We start from the raw sequence: 13,522 nt of genomic DNA, 5'->3' as shown, positions 1-13,522 counted from the left end.
CGAGGTGAAGTTAATTTTGTTCGACCTGGATGGGACTTTGACGGAATCCCACCCAGGGATAATTAACTCAGTTCAATACGCTTTAGGCAAACTGGGGATAGAAGAAAAAGAGCCGGAGCGGCTGGTAGCCTTTGTAGGGCCGCCTTTGCGACAATCTTTTCAGAAATTCTACGGCTTAAGTGAAGCGGAAGCAGACCAGGCGGTGACGTTTTACAGGGAATATTTCCGGGAACGGGGTATGTATGAAAACCGGGTTTATGCCGGTGTGCCGGAATTACTGGCCGGGTTAACCAGGAGTGGCCGTCGCCTGGCAGTAGCCACTTCCAAGCCTACCCTTTTTGCAGAAAAAATACTGGCTCATTTTCAGCTAGACCAGTATTTTGCTGCGATTGTAGGCAGTCATCTGGATGGCAGCCGGGTCAATAAGGGTGAAGTGATTCGTGACGCGCTGGGACTGTTTGCAGTTGAACGGGACCAGGTGTTGATGGTGGGGGATCGGGAGCATGATGTGATTGGGGCCCGGGAAAATGGTATTAAAGTCATTGCAGTTACATACGGTTATGGTAGTGTGGCAGAGCTGACAGCGGCTAGGCCTGACTTTCTGGCTGCTTCGGTGACGGAGTTACGCCAGTTGCTGCTGTGATTGGCCTCTCGCCGGAGAGTGTGATATACTTGGTATGAGAAAGGGTGTGAGAGGAAGTGTGGCAAACGTTTACTAACTGGGTTATGGAGGAAGTGGCCCGTTATGGCTATCTGGCAGTATTCATTGGAATGGTGCTGGAGAGTGCCTGTATACCCATACCCAGTGAGATTATCATGCCCTTTGGGGGCTTACTGGCGGCCCGGGGACAACTCAACTTCTGGTGGGTAGGGCTACTGGGGGCACTGGCCAATGTGGTTGGCTCCTGGCTGGCCTATCTGGCAGGACGTTTTGGGGGCCGTGCGTTTATCGAGAAATACGGCAAATATCTGCTGATTTCCCGCCATCATTTGCAACTGGCTGATCGCTGGTTTGAGGAAAAAGGAGAAATAACGGTGTTTGTTACCCGTTTATTGCCTGGTATTCGGACTTTTATTTCATTGCCGGCAGGGATAGCCAGGATGGATTTTCTGCGCTTTACTCTTTATTCTCTGCTAGGAGTTTTGCCCTGGTCCTATTTTTTAGCTTATCTGGGCTATCTGCTGGGAGAAAACTGGGATAAGCTGACAGCTTATCTTCATACCGCCAATTATTTCCTTTTAGGTACAGCCCTGCTGGTAATAGCGCTCTTGTATTTATGGCAGAAAAAACAACGGCGGAGGTAGCAAAATGGAGCTTTCCCGACGGCTTACGGCCATTGCCAGAATGGTACCGGCTGGGTCGGTTCCGGCCGACATCGGTACCGATCATGCCTATTTACCCATCGCGCTGGTGGCAGCGGATCATTGCCCCCGGGCAATAGCCGGTGATGTACACCGGGGACCATATCAACTGGCAATGGAGAGAGTGATTAAGGCTGGCTTACAGGACCGTATCTCTGTGCGTTTGGGCGATGGTTTAACCATTCTCCGTCCGGGTGAAGCAGATGGGATTATTATCGCTGGCATGGGCGGCCAGACGATGATTCAGATTTTGACTGCCGGTGCGATGGTGCGGGAAGCCTGTAGTTACCTGATTTTGCAGCCGATGACGGATATACCCCTGGTACGGGAACAACTGGCAGCCTGGGGCTGGTTTGTTCTGGATGAAGAGTTGTTGCAGGAAGAGGGCAAGTTTTATCAAATTATTAAATATGGTCACCAGGAGAAACACTGGCCGCAGCCCTTTTCATCCCAGATTACCAGAGTCTTTGGGCCGGCGCTCTTGGCCCGCAAACATCCCCTTTTACTCCCTTATCTGGAGAAGCTGAAAAATGAGACCCGCAAGGTACTGACTGCCCTGGGACAAACTCACAATCCAAAGGTGCTGGCCAGAAGCAGGGAAATGGAAAAATTCCTCGAACAATTGGGGGAGGTGGAAGCATGGCTAAAATCGGGCAAATCATCAGCTGGATAGAAGAACTGGCTCCCCGCAAATTGGCGGCGGAATGGGATAATGTGGGCTTAATGTTAGGGGATCCAGGGGCTGAAACAGATAAAGTGCTGGTAGCCCTTGATTGCACACCGGCCGTAGCAGAAGAGGCTATTGAGCAAGGAGCCGGGTTACTGGTAACCCATCATCCCTTGATTTTCAGACCTTTGAAAAATCTTCGCTTTGATACGGCGGCTGGCCGGTTGCTGGCTCGTTTGATTCAAAATAACATTGCTGTTTATAGTGCCCATACCAACCTGGATAGTGCTGAAAAGGGGATAAATGCCACTTTGGCCCGGGCCCTGAACTTGCAGGATATTCAGGTGCTGGAACCCGGCTGGAGGGAAGAGTATATTAAAATTGTGGTGTTTGTACCGGCTGGCCATGAGGAAGCAGTGCGGCTGGCGATGGCAGAAGCCGGAGCTGGTCATATCGGCAACTATTCCCATTGCACTTTTCAAACCCAGGGTACCGGAACTTTTTTACCATTAACTGGCACAAATCCTTATCTGGGACAGGTAGGGCAACTGGAACGGGCAGAGGAATACCGGCTGGAAACCATTTGTCCCAAAAGCAAACTGAAACGGGTTTTGCAGGCCATGCTGAAGGTTCATCCCTATGAGGAAGTGGCCTATGATCTTTATCCTCTCCTCAATGAGGGCCCGGCTCTGGGACTGGGGCGAATTGGACTTTTATCCCAGCCCCTGACCCTGGCTCAGCTGGCAGCCAGAATCAAGGAAATTGTGTCGGTTGCCCGCCTGCGGTTAGGTGGTAGTCCAGAGCAAACCGTGAAAAAAGTCGCCCTCTGCAGCGGCTCAGGGGCTTCCCTGGCAGCCCGGGCAAAAATGCAGGGAGCTGATGTTTTACTCACTGGAGATGTCAAGTACCATGAGGCTCAGGACATGCTGCAGATGGGGTTGAGTTTTATCGATGCCGGGCATTTTGCCACTGAAGCCTTCTATCTACCCTACTGGGTACGGGAATTACAGCAGAAGGCCGCCGGCGCCGGGGCGATTGTAGAAATCATTCAGTCCACCAGGGAAAAGGAACCCTGGCAGGAAATATAGGAGGCTTGGTCATGAAGGCAATTCTGTTTACCGATGGTGGCTCCCGGGGCAATCCCGGTCCAGCGGGTTGCGGCTGGGTACTGCTAAACCCGGAGGGAGAGGTGCTGACCGAAGGCTGTCATTTTCTCGGGCTGGCAACCAATAATGTAGCTGAATATACGGCTTTGATCAAGGGACTGGCAGCAGCTCAGGCCCTGGGGGTGACTGAGCTGGTGGTGAAGGCTGATAGTGAACTGATGATTCGTCAGTTGAAAGGAATCTATAAGGTTAAAAATGAGGGTTTAAAACCTCTCTTTGCCCGGGTTAAGGAGCTGGCCCGAAATTTTCGCCAGGTCACTTACCAGCACATACCGAGAGAACAGAACCAGCGGGCCGATGCTCTGGCCAACCAGGCCATGGACAGGCAGGCGAGTTTTGAAGCTTGAGAAACCAGAGAAACCGGGGGAGGAAAACCAATGGCACAAGCGGAATTAAAACAGGGGCTGGCAACAACTATCACAGTTGCTGATTATCTAAAACAACAGCATATTATCCCTCGTTCCCCTATTGTAGCAGCCAAAGTCAATAATTTACTAAAACCCCTGACAGCGGAAATTGACCCGGAGCAGGATAAAATCGAATTCGTAGATTTAACTTCTGATGAAGGTTTGCGCATTTACCGCCGCAGTCTTTATTTTTTGTTAACCATTGCTGCCAAACAGTTATTTCCCGAGTGCCAGATCAGCATCGAACATTCCCTGGGTGCCGGGGTCTATTGTGAATTCCGGCCCGCCTGCCCCCTTGACCTCGAAGATGCAGCGCTGGCTCTGGAAAAAAGAATGCGGGAACTGGTCGCTGCCGACTTGCCTTTTACCACCTGGAAAGGCAGTAAAAAAGACGCTTATCAGATTTTATTACAGCAGGGGCACACTGATAAAGCCCGGATTTTACGGAATCGTGTTAGAGGTGAGGTGGAATTAGCCAGGTTTGGAGAGATCTATGATTATTTTACCGGTTTTCTGGTGCCCAGCACCGGCTATTTAACCGTTTTTGGCCTCAGACCCTATCTGGAGGGGTTTGTCTTACAGTTACCTGATAAACAAAACCCCTTCCAGGTGGTGCCCTTTTACGAACAGAAAAAACTGGCTCTGGTTTATGATGAAAGCAAAGACTGGATTCGCAACCTGGACTTACATAATGTGGAAGATATCAATAAAATCATTGGTTCCGGGCAGTTTGCCGACCTCGTTCTGGTGGCAGAAGCCAGACATGAAAAGAAAATCAGCGAAATTGCGGAGGCTATTAGTGCCTGCTGTGAACAGGCCCAGCTGGTACTGGTGGCCGGGCCCTCTTCTTCAGGCAAGACCACCTTTACCCAGCGCCTGCGTATTCAGTTGCTGGCCAGTGGCATCAAACCCCTGGCCATCTCCCTGGATGATTATTTTGTCAATAGAGAAGATACACCGAAGGACGAAAATGGAAATTATGATTTCGAGAGCATAGATGCCCTGGATTTGCCCCTCTTTAATCAGCATCTGGTCCAGCTGCTGGCTGGTGAGGAAGTGGAAATTCCCAGATTCAATTTTGTTACAGGCCGCAGAGAGTGGACCGGGAACAAACTGCAGCTAAAACCCCGTCAGGTTCTAATCATCGAAGGTATTCATGGTTTGAATGAGCGGCTGACGGCTCAGGTGCCATTCTCTCAGAAAATTAAGATCTATGTGAGTGCTTTAACCCATGTCAATATTGACAAAACCAATCAAATCCATTCCTCGGATATCCGCTTGCTGCGCCGCATTTGCCGCGATGCCCAGTTCCGGGGTAATTCGGCTGCCAGCACCATTGCCATGTGGCCAGCGGTACGGCGGGGGGAAGAGCGCAATATTTTCCCTTTTCAGGAAGAAGCAGATTTCGTTTTCAATTCCGGTCTGGTGTATGAGCTGGCAGTGCTGAAAAATCTGGCTGAACCTCTTTTGCAGCAAATCACTCCTGATCAGGCTGAATACAGTGAGGCAGTACGTTTGCTGGAACTGTTACGTTATTTCCTGGCAGCACCGACAGATGTGGTCCCAAACAATAGTGTTTTGCGGGAATTTATCGGTGGATGCTGTTTTTACCATTAATGGTTAAAAGTTTTTCTTGTTAAAGAACATCGTTCATGGTATTATTCTTATGCGAGTAAACCGGATGGTCGCGGGAATCAAGGCCGAAAGGCGGATTCCTGAGGAAAGTCCGAGCTCCATAGGGCAGAGTGCCGGATAACGTCCGGTGGAGGCGACTCCAAGGATAGTGCCACAGAAACAAACCGCCTGGCTTACGAGAGGCCGGAGTCCTCGAGGCCGGAGCCCATGAGCCAGGTAAGGGTGGAAAGGTGAGGTAAGAGCTCACCAGCGGTTAGGTGACTAACCGGCTCGGTAAACCCCACTCGGAGCAAGACCGAATAGGGGAGCGTGAAGGCTGGCCCGGCCTGCTCCCGGGTAGGTTGCTAGAGGCGGCTGGCAACAGTCGTCCCAGATAGATGACCATCCTCGACAGAACTCGGCTTACAGGTTTACTCGCAATCTATAAATGAAACTTAGAGACCAATCCGGAGTGGATCGGTCTCTTGTTTTTTATAATGACTTGCATATTTTGAGAAGATTATATATACTACTATTAGTACCAGGTAATAAGAGAAGGTGCTTATTGATGGAAAGACCTTTGAAAAAAGATGAACGTCAGCAGTTACTGGCAGAACATATTCGGCATTCACCCTTCAGCACTGATGAGGAACTGGCCCAGCTCTTTGGGGTGTCGGTTCAGACCATCCGCCTGGATCGGCTGGAACTGGGTATCCCGGAAGTAAGGGAACGCATGAAACAACTGGCAGAAGGACAATGGAGCAAACTCAAGGCGCTGGCAGACACGGATCTAGTCGGGGAGCTAATCGAGCTGGAACTGGGTAAAAAGGGACTATCCCTCCTGACTATTGAGAGCAACATGGTTTTCAGCCGTACCGGGATTGCCCGGGGCCATCTGCTCTTCGCCCAGGCTAACTCCCTGGCCGTAGCGCTGGTGGATGCGCCGCTGGCTCTAACCGGGACTGTCCGGGTTTCTTTCCTGCGCCCTGTCCGGCTGGGCGAGCGGGTTATCGCCCGGGCCGAAGTAGTAAAAATCAAGCAAAACCGCTATTATATTCAGGTAACATCTTCGGTTAAAGGCCAGGATGTTTTAAAAGGCCTGTTTGTGGTATTTGCCCTGGAGGAGGATGCCAATGAAAATCGTAGTTGATGCAATGGGCGGGGATCATGCTCCCCGGGAAATAGTAAAAGGGGCAGTGGCTGCGTGCCGGGAGCTCAATCTGGGTATAATTCTGGTAGGTCCGGCTGAACAGCTGCGGGAGGAAGTAACGGCTGCCGGTGGGGATGGACTGATGATTGAAATTGTGGATGCACCGGAGGTAATCGGGATGGATGAACATCCCGGCCAGGCAGTCCGGAAAAAACGCAATTCCTCACTGGTTGTTGGCGTCAAACTGGTGAAAGAAGGAAAGGGGGCAGCCTTTGTATCTGCCGGTAATACCGGTGCCGCCATGGCTGCTAGTTTGCTGGGCTATGGTCGTATTAAGGGGATTAACCGGCCGGCTATTGCCACAGTCATGCCGACCCTGACGGGCCGCTGTCTGGTGCTGGATGTAGGGGCTAATGCCGAAGTAGATGCCAGTAATCTGTTGCAGTTTGCCTGGATGGGCAGTATATATGCAGAAAAAATCCTGGCTATCCCAAATCCTAGAGTGGGTTTGTTGAATATCGGGGAGGAAGAGAGCAAAGGGACTCCGGTAGTGCAGGAAGCCTACCAGTTACTGAAACAGCAGTCAGGACTAAATTTTATAGGCAATGTGGAAGGGCGCGACCTGCCCATGGGAGTGGCTGATGTCGTTGTCTGTGATGGTTTTACCGGTAACGTAGTATTGAAACTAGCAGAGGGATTAGCCAGAGCTTTGCTGGGTATGATTAAAGAAGCAGCTGCGCAGTCCATCCTGGCCCAGGTGGGTGGATTACTGATGAAGCCAGCTTTTACTGCCCTGAAGGAAAAAATGGATTACCGGGAATATGGTGGTGCCCCATTACTGGGATTACAGGGAATAACTATCATCAGTCACGGCAGTTCTGATGCCCGGGCGATTAAAAATGCTATCAAAGTAGCAGCGCGTTGTGTTGAGCAACAAGTAACAGAAATTATTAGCCGTTTAGGAGATGAGTACGATGAGGGAAAATAAACTGAGAGCTACCATTGCCGGCATCGGTGCTGCTGTGCCGGAACAGATCTTGACCAATTTCGATCTGGAGAAAATGGTGGATACTAATGATGAATGGATTCAGACCCGAACCGGGATAAAGGAACGGCGGATTGCCCCTGAGCAGATGGCCACTTCCCATCTGGCCATCGAGGCAGCCCGGGAGGCCCTGGCCCAGGCCCGGCTTTCCCCGGATGAACTGGACCTTATTCTGGTGGCCACTGTGACCCCTGACTATCCCTTTCCAGCTACAGCTTGTTTGGTGCAAGCTGCCCTGGGGGCCAGCCGTGCAGCAGCCATGGACTTATCGGCGGGATGTACCGGCTTTATCTACGCTTTAACGGTAGGAGCCCAGTTTATTGAGACCGGTCTTTACCGGAATGTGCTGGTGATTGGTGCAGAAGTACTGTCCCGGATCATAGACTGGACTGACCGCAATACCTGTGTGTTGTTTGGTGATGGGGCCGGAGCGGCAGTGCTGACCCCTGCACAGCCCGGTTATGGGTTCTTATCCTTCGAACTGGGGGCTGATGGCGGCGGGGCTGAATTGCTGTATATGCCGGCAGGCGGAAGCCGCCAGCCCATTACTCCGGAGGTACTGGCTCAGCGACTCAACAAGATTTATATGAATGGCCGGGAAGTTTTTAAATTTGCAGTGCGCATTATGGGAGATGCAGCAGATGCGGCTATTCGCAAAGCAGGCCTAACTTATGCCGATATAGATTATTTTATACCCCATCAGGCCAATATCCGCATTATTGAAGCTGCTGCTAAACGCCTGGAATTACCTATGGAAAAAGTTCATGTTAATGTTGATCGTTATGGTAACACATCAGCAGCTTCCATTGGCCTGGCACTGCAAGAGGCGGTAGCAGCAGGGAAAATTTCTTCAGGCGACTATGTGGTTCTGGTCGGTTTTGGCGCTGGACTGACCTGGGGAGCGATCACCCTGCGCTGGGGTTAAAACGGGAGAGGAGGGAAAAGAATGTTGTTCAAAACTCCCTTATGTGATTTACTGGGAATTGAATATCCCATTTTCCAGGGAGGTATGGCCTGGGTGGCTACTGCCGAACTGGCAGCCGCTGTTTCCGAAGCCGGTGGACTGGGAATTATCGGCTCCGGCCATGCTCCGGCGGAGTGGGTTCAGGACCAGATTCGCCAGGTTAAAGAAAGAACCAGTAAACCTTTTGGTGTCAATGTGATGCTCATGTCCCCTCATGTCAAAGAGGTGATGGAGGTTATTGTCCGGGAAAAAGTGGCAGTGGTGACTACCGGAGCGGGAAATCCCGGGGTTTACATGCCAGCTCTGAGAGAAGCCGGGATCAGAGTAATTCCGGTGGTGGCCTCAGTGGCCCTGGCCCAGCGCCTGGAACGCCAGGGGGTGGATGCCATCATCGCCGAAGGTACGGAGTCCGGCGGACATGTGGGAGAATTGACGACCATGGCTCTGGTACCCCAGGTGGTAGATGCAGTCAGGGTACCGGTAATAGCTGCTGGCGGTATTGCTGATGGACGGCAATTTCTGGCGGCTCTGGCCTTAGGAGCTGTCGGGGTACAAATGGGAACCAGATTTATGTGTGCCAGTGAATGTACCATCCATCCCGCAGTTAAAGAACAAATCCTTAAGGCTAAAGACCGGGATACAGTAGTTACCGGGCGTAGCACCGGGCATCCGGTCCGGGTAATCAAGAATAAGCTGGCTCGTCAGTTTGAGGAAATGGAAAAGCGCTGCGCCCCGCCGGAAGAGATTGAAAAACTGGGAGTAGGCAAAATGCGGGCGGCCATGATTGACGGAGATGTGGAATATGGCTCCCTGATGGCCGGGCAAGTAGCAGCGATGGTCAAGAAAATTCAACCTGCTGCTGAAATCATCCGGGAGATTGTGCAGGAAGCTGAAGCTGTCCACAGCCGGCTGAGGGGGTTGGGAGGATGAAACTAGCTTTTGTCTTCCCGGGCCAGGGTTCCCAGTATGTAGGAATGGGCAAAAACCTGGCTGAGACTTATCCGGAAGCAGCAGCTGTCTTTCAGGAAGCTGATGCAGTCCTGGGCTTTAAGCTTTCCGAACTCTGCTTTAACGGTCCGGAAACGGAACTGGTAAGAACAGCCAACACCCAGCCGGCTTTGCTCACAGTCAGTGTCGCAGCATTAAGGGTACTGGCCAAGGCAGGGATTCAACCAGCAATGGTAGCTGGACACAGTCTGGGAGAATATTCAGCTCTAGTAGCAGCAGAAGTACTGTCCTTTGCTGATGCTCTACGGCTGGTGCGGCGGCGCGGGGAACTGATGCAGGAAGCAGCACCTCCGGGAACCGCCGGAATGGCAGCGATCCTGGGCCTGGAGAGGGAACAGGTAGTTGCTGTCTGCCGGGAAGCTGAAACCCTGGGAGTAGTTGAACCTGCTAACTTCAATTGCCCCGGGCAGATTGTCATTGCCGGGGAAAAGGCGGCTCTAGAAAAGGCTATGGAGCTGGCCAAAGCCAGAGGAGCCAAACGGGTGGTGACTTTAAATGTCAGCGGACCTTTTCACTCCAGCCTGATGTTACCGGCTGCCAGGGGCCTGGCTCCTGCTCTGGATGAGGTGGAGTTTTATCCACCGCAGGTGCCGGTAGTGGTCAACGTTTCCGGGAGGATTTTGACAGATCCCAAAATGCTGAAACAATCCCTCTTGTTACAGGTGCAAAAATCCGTACTCTGGGAAGATTGCATCCAGACCATGGTGGCAGCTGGAGTGGATACATTCATTGAGGTAGGAGCTGGAAAAGTTTTAAGCGGGTTGATTAAGCAAATAAATAAAGGGGTCAGGGTGTTCGCCGTGGAAGATGCAGAATCTTTCCAGCGCACCCTTGCAGAGTTGCGGGAGGTTGGATAAAATGGTGCTGGAAAACAAAGTTGCCCTGGTAACCGGTGCCTCCCGGGGCATTGGGCGCGCCATCGCTCTGGCTTTTGCCCAGGCCGGAGCTGATGTGGTGGTGAATTATTCCGGCAGTGCAGATGCTGCGCAAGCAGTAGTGGATGAAATCAAGGCCATGGGCCGTCGGGCCCGGGCGGTACAGGCCGATGTCTCCCAGCCTGAACAGGTAGAAAACATGGTGAACCAGGTGCTTTCAGATTTTGGACGCATCGATATCCTGGTCAATAATGCCGGGATAACCAGAGATGGTCTGCTTTTGCGGATGAAACGAGAAGACTGGCAGCGGGTAATTGATATCAACCTGACCGGGGTCTTCCTCTGCACCAAGGCGGTTCTAAAGCCGATGATGAAACAGCGTTCTGGCCGTATCATCAATATTACTTCAGTGATCGGCCTGACAGGTAATGCAGGCCAGGCCAATTACGCAGCTGCCAAGGCAGGGATTATCGGCTTTACCAAATCGGTGGCCAAGGAAGTGGGCAGCAGGGGAATTACCTGTAATGCTATTGCTCCTGGGTTTATCCAGACGGATATGACCGGGGTGCTGGGGGAAAAGGTCAGGGAAGAGCTGCTGGCTCAGATACCCCTGGAACGGCTGGGTCAACCGGAAGATGTAGCCGCTGTAGCCTTATTCCTGGCTGGACCGGCGGCCAGTTACATCACCGGTCAGGTTATAAATGTAGATGGCGGCATGGTCATGTAGTTGGGGAAGGAGGTGAATGGAAGCGATGGCAAGCGTATTTGACAGAGTAAAGAAAATTATCGTGGAACAGCTGGGTGTCGAAGAAGAGGAAGTAACCATGGAAGCAGCTTTTATCGATGACCTGGGAGCTGACTCTCTGGACATCGTAGAGCTGGTCATGGCCTTTGAAGAGGAATTCGGACTGGAAATTCCTGATGAAGATGCGGAAAAAATCCGCACTGTTGGTGATGCTGTAAACTACATCAATGAGCGCCAGTAGTGGTGCAAGGCGGAAAAGTCCCGTAGCCTGCTGCGGGACTTTTTTAAAAAAGATTGGAGGCGCAGACAACCGTGAAACTGCCGGAGCTGAAAATTGGACATCTAATCGCCCCTGTGCCCATTGTCCAGGGCGGCATGGCGGTGCGCATATCCACCGCTCCTTTAGCTGCTGCAGTAGCTAATGAAGGCGGAATTGGCCTGATAGCCGGGACAGGTATGAGCATAGAAGAGCTGAAAGCTGAAATACGTAAGGCCCGGGACTTGACCCGGGGCATTATCGGTGTTAATGTGTTATTTGCAGCCAGAGAATTTGCCAGTCTGGTCAAGGCAGCCATAGAGGAAGGAATTGACCTGATAGTTTCTGGTGCAGGCTTTTCCCGGGATATGTTTGCCTGGGGTAAAAGCAGTGGAATACCGATTGTACCCATTGTCTCCTCTGCTCGGCTGGCTGTGATGGCAGAAAAAATGGGTGCCGCTGCTGTGATTGTCGAAGGAAAAGAAGCAGGGGGACATCTGGGAACCGAGCGTTCCATTCGGGAAATCTTACCGGAGGTGAAAAAAGCCGTCCACATTCCGGTGATTGCCGCTGGGGGGATTGTGGATGGAAAAGATATAGTGGAGGCTTTCCGCCTGGGCGCAGATGGGGTGCAAATGGGAACCAGGTTTGCGGCCAGTGTGGAATCCAATGCTTCCGATGAGTTCAAGCAATTATATTTAAAATCCCAGCATGAGGATGTTATTCTGGTCGACAGCCCTGTGGGCCTGCCGGGACGTGGTCTGAAAAGCACTTTTACGCAGAAACTGGCTGCCGAAGGCGGAGCTCCCATCGAAAAATGCGTTAATTGCTTGAAAAAATGTTCTCGCCGTTTTTGCATTATGGCGGCTCTGACCGAGGCTACCAGAGGTGGAGATTTTAGTAAAGCCCTGGTTTTCTCCGGAGAAATGGTGGAAAAAATCAAAGAAATTTTGCCGGTAAAGGAGATTTTCCGCCGGCTGCTGGCTGAAGTGGCGGAAATAAAGGAAGAGGTGAAGACATGAAAAAAAGGGTAGTTATAACAGGACTGGGGATAATTGCCCCCAATGGCCTCGGTAAGGAAGAATTCTGGACCAATATCAAAAATGGCGTCTCCGGCATCAAGGCGGTTACCCGTTTTGACGCATCCGCTTTGCCTACCCGCATTGCTGGACAGGTAGATAATTTTGATCCCCAGCAGTGGATTGATAAAAAAGAGGCACGGCGCATGGATCGCTTCAGCCAGTTTGCTGTTGCAGCCACAGCTATGGCTATACAGGATGCTGGTCTGGACTTAGAACAGGTGGATAAAAAAAGGGTAGGTGTAATTCTGGGCTCCGGGATTGGCGGCATGGAAACATTTGAAGAACAGACCCGGGTCTTGCTGGAAAAGGGACCCAATCGGGTTAGTCCTTTCTTCGTGCCGATGATGATTGCCAATATGGCAGCCGGTCAAATTGCTATCCAGTTTGGTTTTCAGGGGCCCAATATCACTACTGTGACTGCCTGTGCCTCTTCTACCAACTCCGTTGGCGATGCTTTCAAGCTTGTGCAACGGGGCGATGCTGATGTGGTGATTACCGGGGGTACAGAAGCTCCCATTACTCCGCTGGCTTTTGCCGGTTTTTGTGCTATGAAGGCCATGTCCACCCGCAATGAAGAGCCGAGCAAAGCCAGTCGTCCCTTTGATATAGAGCGCGATGGCTTTGTCATGGGCGAAGGAGCTGGGATTCTGGTACTGGAGACTCTAGAACATGCTCTGGCCCGTGGAGCCCGGATTTATGCTGAAGTGGTCGGGTATGGTTGTACCTGTGATGCCAGTCATATTACCGCTCCAGACCCGGAAGGGGCTGGAGCAGCAGCGGCTATGGCCCAGGCGCTGCAGGATGCGGGCTTACGACCGGAGGAGATCAATTATATCAATGCCCATGGCACTTCCACGCCTCTAAATGATAAATGCGAGACCATAGCGATTAAGCAAGTTTTTGCCGAACATGCCTATCGGTTGGCGGTCAGTTCCACTAAATCCATGACTGGCCATTTGCTGGGTGCAGCCGGGGGAATCGAGGCAGCTATCTGCGCTCTGGCTATTGCCGAAGATTTTGTACCACCCACCATTAATCTGGAAAAGCCTGATCCGGAATGTGACCTGGACTATGTACCCAATCAGGGACGGCAAATGCCGGTGGAAGCGGCTCTCTCCAATTCCCTCGGGTTTGGTGGGCACAATGCGACTATTATTCTAAAGAAGTTCCGGGGGTAGAAA

General features: G+C 51.7%; 15 protein-coding genes and 1 other RNA gene. All 16 read left to right on the top strand.

What is annotated here, in order from left to right; all coding sequences use genetic code 11:
• Window positions 1–4 precede the first annotated feature (4 nt).
• The 16 genes from ULO1_RS05240 to fabF all read left to right on the top strand — a co-directional run bounded on the left by ULO1_RS05240 (window position 5) and on the right by fabF (window position 13,519).
• Entirely contained in the window at window positions 5–643 is a 639-nt protein-coding gene (locus tag ULO1_RS05240) for an HAD family hydrolase (RefSeq protein WP_159446831.1), read from the top strand.
• A gap of 56 nt (window positions 644–699) precedes the next feature.
• Window positions 700–1,305 carry a DedA family protein gene (locus ULO1_RS05235; protein WP_242946601.1) on the top strand — a complete coding sequence of 202 codons (606 nt, stop codon included), beginning with the start codon at window positions 700–702 and terminating at the stop codon, window positions 1,303–1,305.
• A gap of 4 nt (window positions 1,306–1,309) precedes the next feature.
• Window positions 1,310–2,035 carry a class I SAM-dependent methyltransferase gene (locus ULO1_RS05230; protein ID WP_079906435.1) on the top strand — a complete coding sequence of 242 codons (726 nt, stop codon included), beginning with the start codon at window positions 1,310–1,312 and terminating at the stop codon, window positions 2,033–2,035.
• Window positions 2,002–3,117: a Nif3-like dinuclear metal center hexameric protein gene (locus ULO1_RS05225; protein ID WP_079933110.1), complete on the top strand. Its 1,116-nt coding sequence runs from the start codon at window positions 2,002–2,004 to the stop codon at window positions 3,115–3,117. The genes ULO1_RS05230 and ULO1_RS05225 overlap by 34 nt, the downstream gene beginning before the upstream one ends.
• Window positions 3,118–3,128: 11 nt before the next feature.
• Window positions 3,129–3,542 carry a ribonuclease HI family protein gene (locus ULO1_RS05220; RefSeq protein ID WP_078665131.1) on the top strand — a complete coding sequence of 138 codons (414 nt, stop codon included), beginning with the start codon at window positions 3,129–3,131 and terminating at the stop codon, window positions 3,540–3,542.
• A gap of 30 nt (window positions 3,543–3,572) precedes the next feature.
• Window positions 3,573–5,219: a nucleoside kinase gene (locus ULO1_RS05215; protein ID WP_079933109.1), complete on the top strand. Its 1,647-nt coding sequence runs from the start codon at window positions 3,573–3,575 to the stop codon at window positions 5,217–5,219.
• 52 nt (window positions 5,220–5,271) lie between these two features.
• Window positions 5,272–5,658, top strand: an RNA gene (gene rnpB / locus ULO1_RS05210) — RNase P RNA component class A.
• Between the two features lie 126 nt (window positions 5,659–5,784).
• Window positions 5,785–6,366, top strand: a complete 582-nt coding sequence (fapR, locus tag ULO1_RS05205) for a transcription factor FapR (protein WP_079906439.1) — start codon at window positions 5,785–5,787, stop codon at window positions 6,364–6,366.
• Entirely contained in the window at window positions 6,350–7,354 is a 1,005-nt protein-coding gene (gene plsX, locus ULO1_RS05200; protein ID WP_079906440.1) for a phosphate acyltransferase PlsX, read from the top strand. Before fapR ends, plsX begins: the two co-directional genes overlap by 17 nt.
• Window positions 7,341–8,336 (top strand): beta-ketoacyl-ACP synthase III, encoded by a 996-nt coding sequence (locus ULO1_RS05195; RefSeq protein WP_078665127.1) that lies wholly within the window; start codon window positions 7,341–7,343, stop codon window positions 8,334–8,336. Before plsX ends, ULO1_RS05195 begins: the two co-directional genes overlap by 14 nt.
• Window positions 8,337–8,357: 21 nt before the next feature.
• On the top strand, window positions 8,358–9,305 hold the full coding sequence (fabK, locus tag ULO1_RS05190) for an enoyl-[acyl-carrier-protein] reductase FabK (RefSeq protein ID WP_078665126.1): 948 nt from the start codon (window positions 8,358–8,360) through the stop codon (window positions 9,303–9,305).
• Window positions 9,302–10,240 (top strand): ACP S-malonyltransferase, encoded by a 939-nt coding sequence (gene fabD / locus ULO1_RS05185; protein WP_079933108.1) that lies wholly within the window; start codon window positions 9,302–9,304, stop codon window positions 10,238–10,240. Before fabK ends, fabD begins: the two co-directional genes overlap by 4 nt.
• Before the next feature lies 1 nt (window position 10,241).
• Window positions 10,242–10,985 carry a 3-oxoacyl-[acyl-carrier-protein] reductase gene (gene fabG / locus ULO1_RS05180; protein ID WP_079933107.1) on the top strand — a complete coding sequence of 248 codons (744 nt, stop codon included), beginning with the start codon at window positions 10,242–10,244 and terminating at the stop codon, window positions 10,983–10,985.
• 25 nt (window positions 10,986–11,010) lie between these two features.
• Window positions 11,011–11,244: an acyl carrier protein gene (locus ULO1_RS05175; RefSeq protein WP_107754271.1), complete on the top strand. Its 234-nt coding sequence runs from the start codon at window positions 11,011–11,013 to the stop codon at window positions 11,242–11,244.
• A gap of 71 nt (window positions 11,245–11,315) precedes the next feature.
• On the top strand, window positions 11,316–12,281 hold the full coding sequence (locus ULO1_RS05170) for a nitronate monooxygenase family protein (RefSeq protein ID WP_078665122.1): 966 nt from the start codon (window positions 11,316–11,318) through the stop codon (window positions 12,279–12,281).
• Entirely contained in the window at window positions 12,278–13,519 is a 1,242-nt protein-coding gene (gene fabF, locus ULO1_RS05165; protein ID WP_078665121.1) for a beta-ketoacyl-ACP synthase II, read from the top strand. The genes ULO1_RS05170 and fabF overlap by 4 nt, the downstream gene beginning before the upstream one ends.
• Window positions 13,520–13,522 lie beyond the last annotated feature (3 nt).

Source organism: Carboxydocella sp. ULO1 (genome assembly GCF_002049255.1).
Taxonomy (GTDB): Bacteria; Bacillota.
The sequence above is the reverse complement of the archived record's forward strand: the minus strand, read 5'-3'. Positions and strand labels throughout refer to the sequence as shown.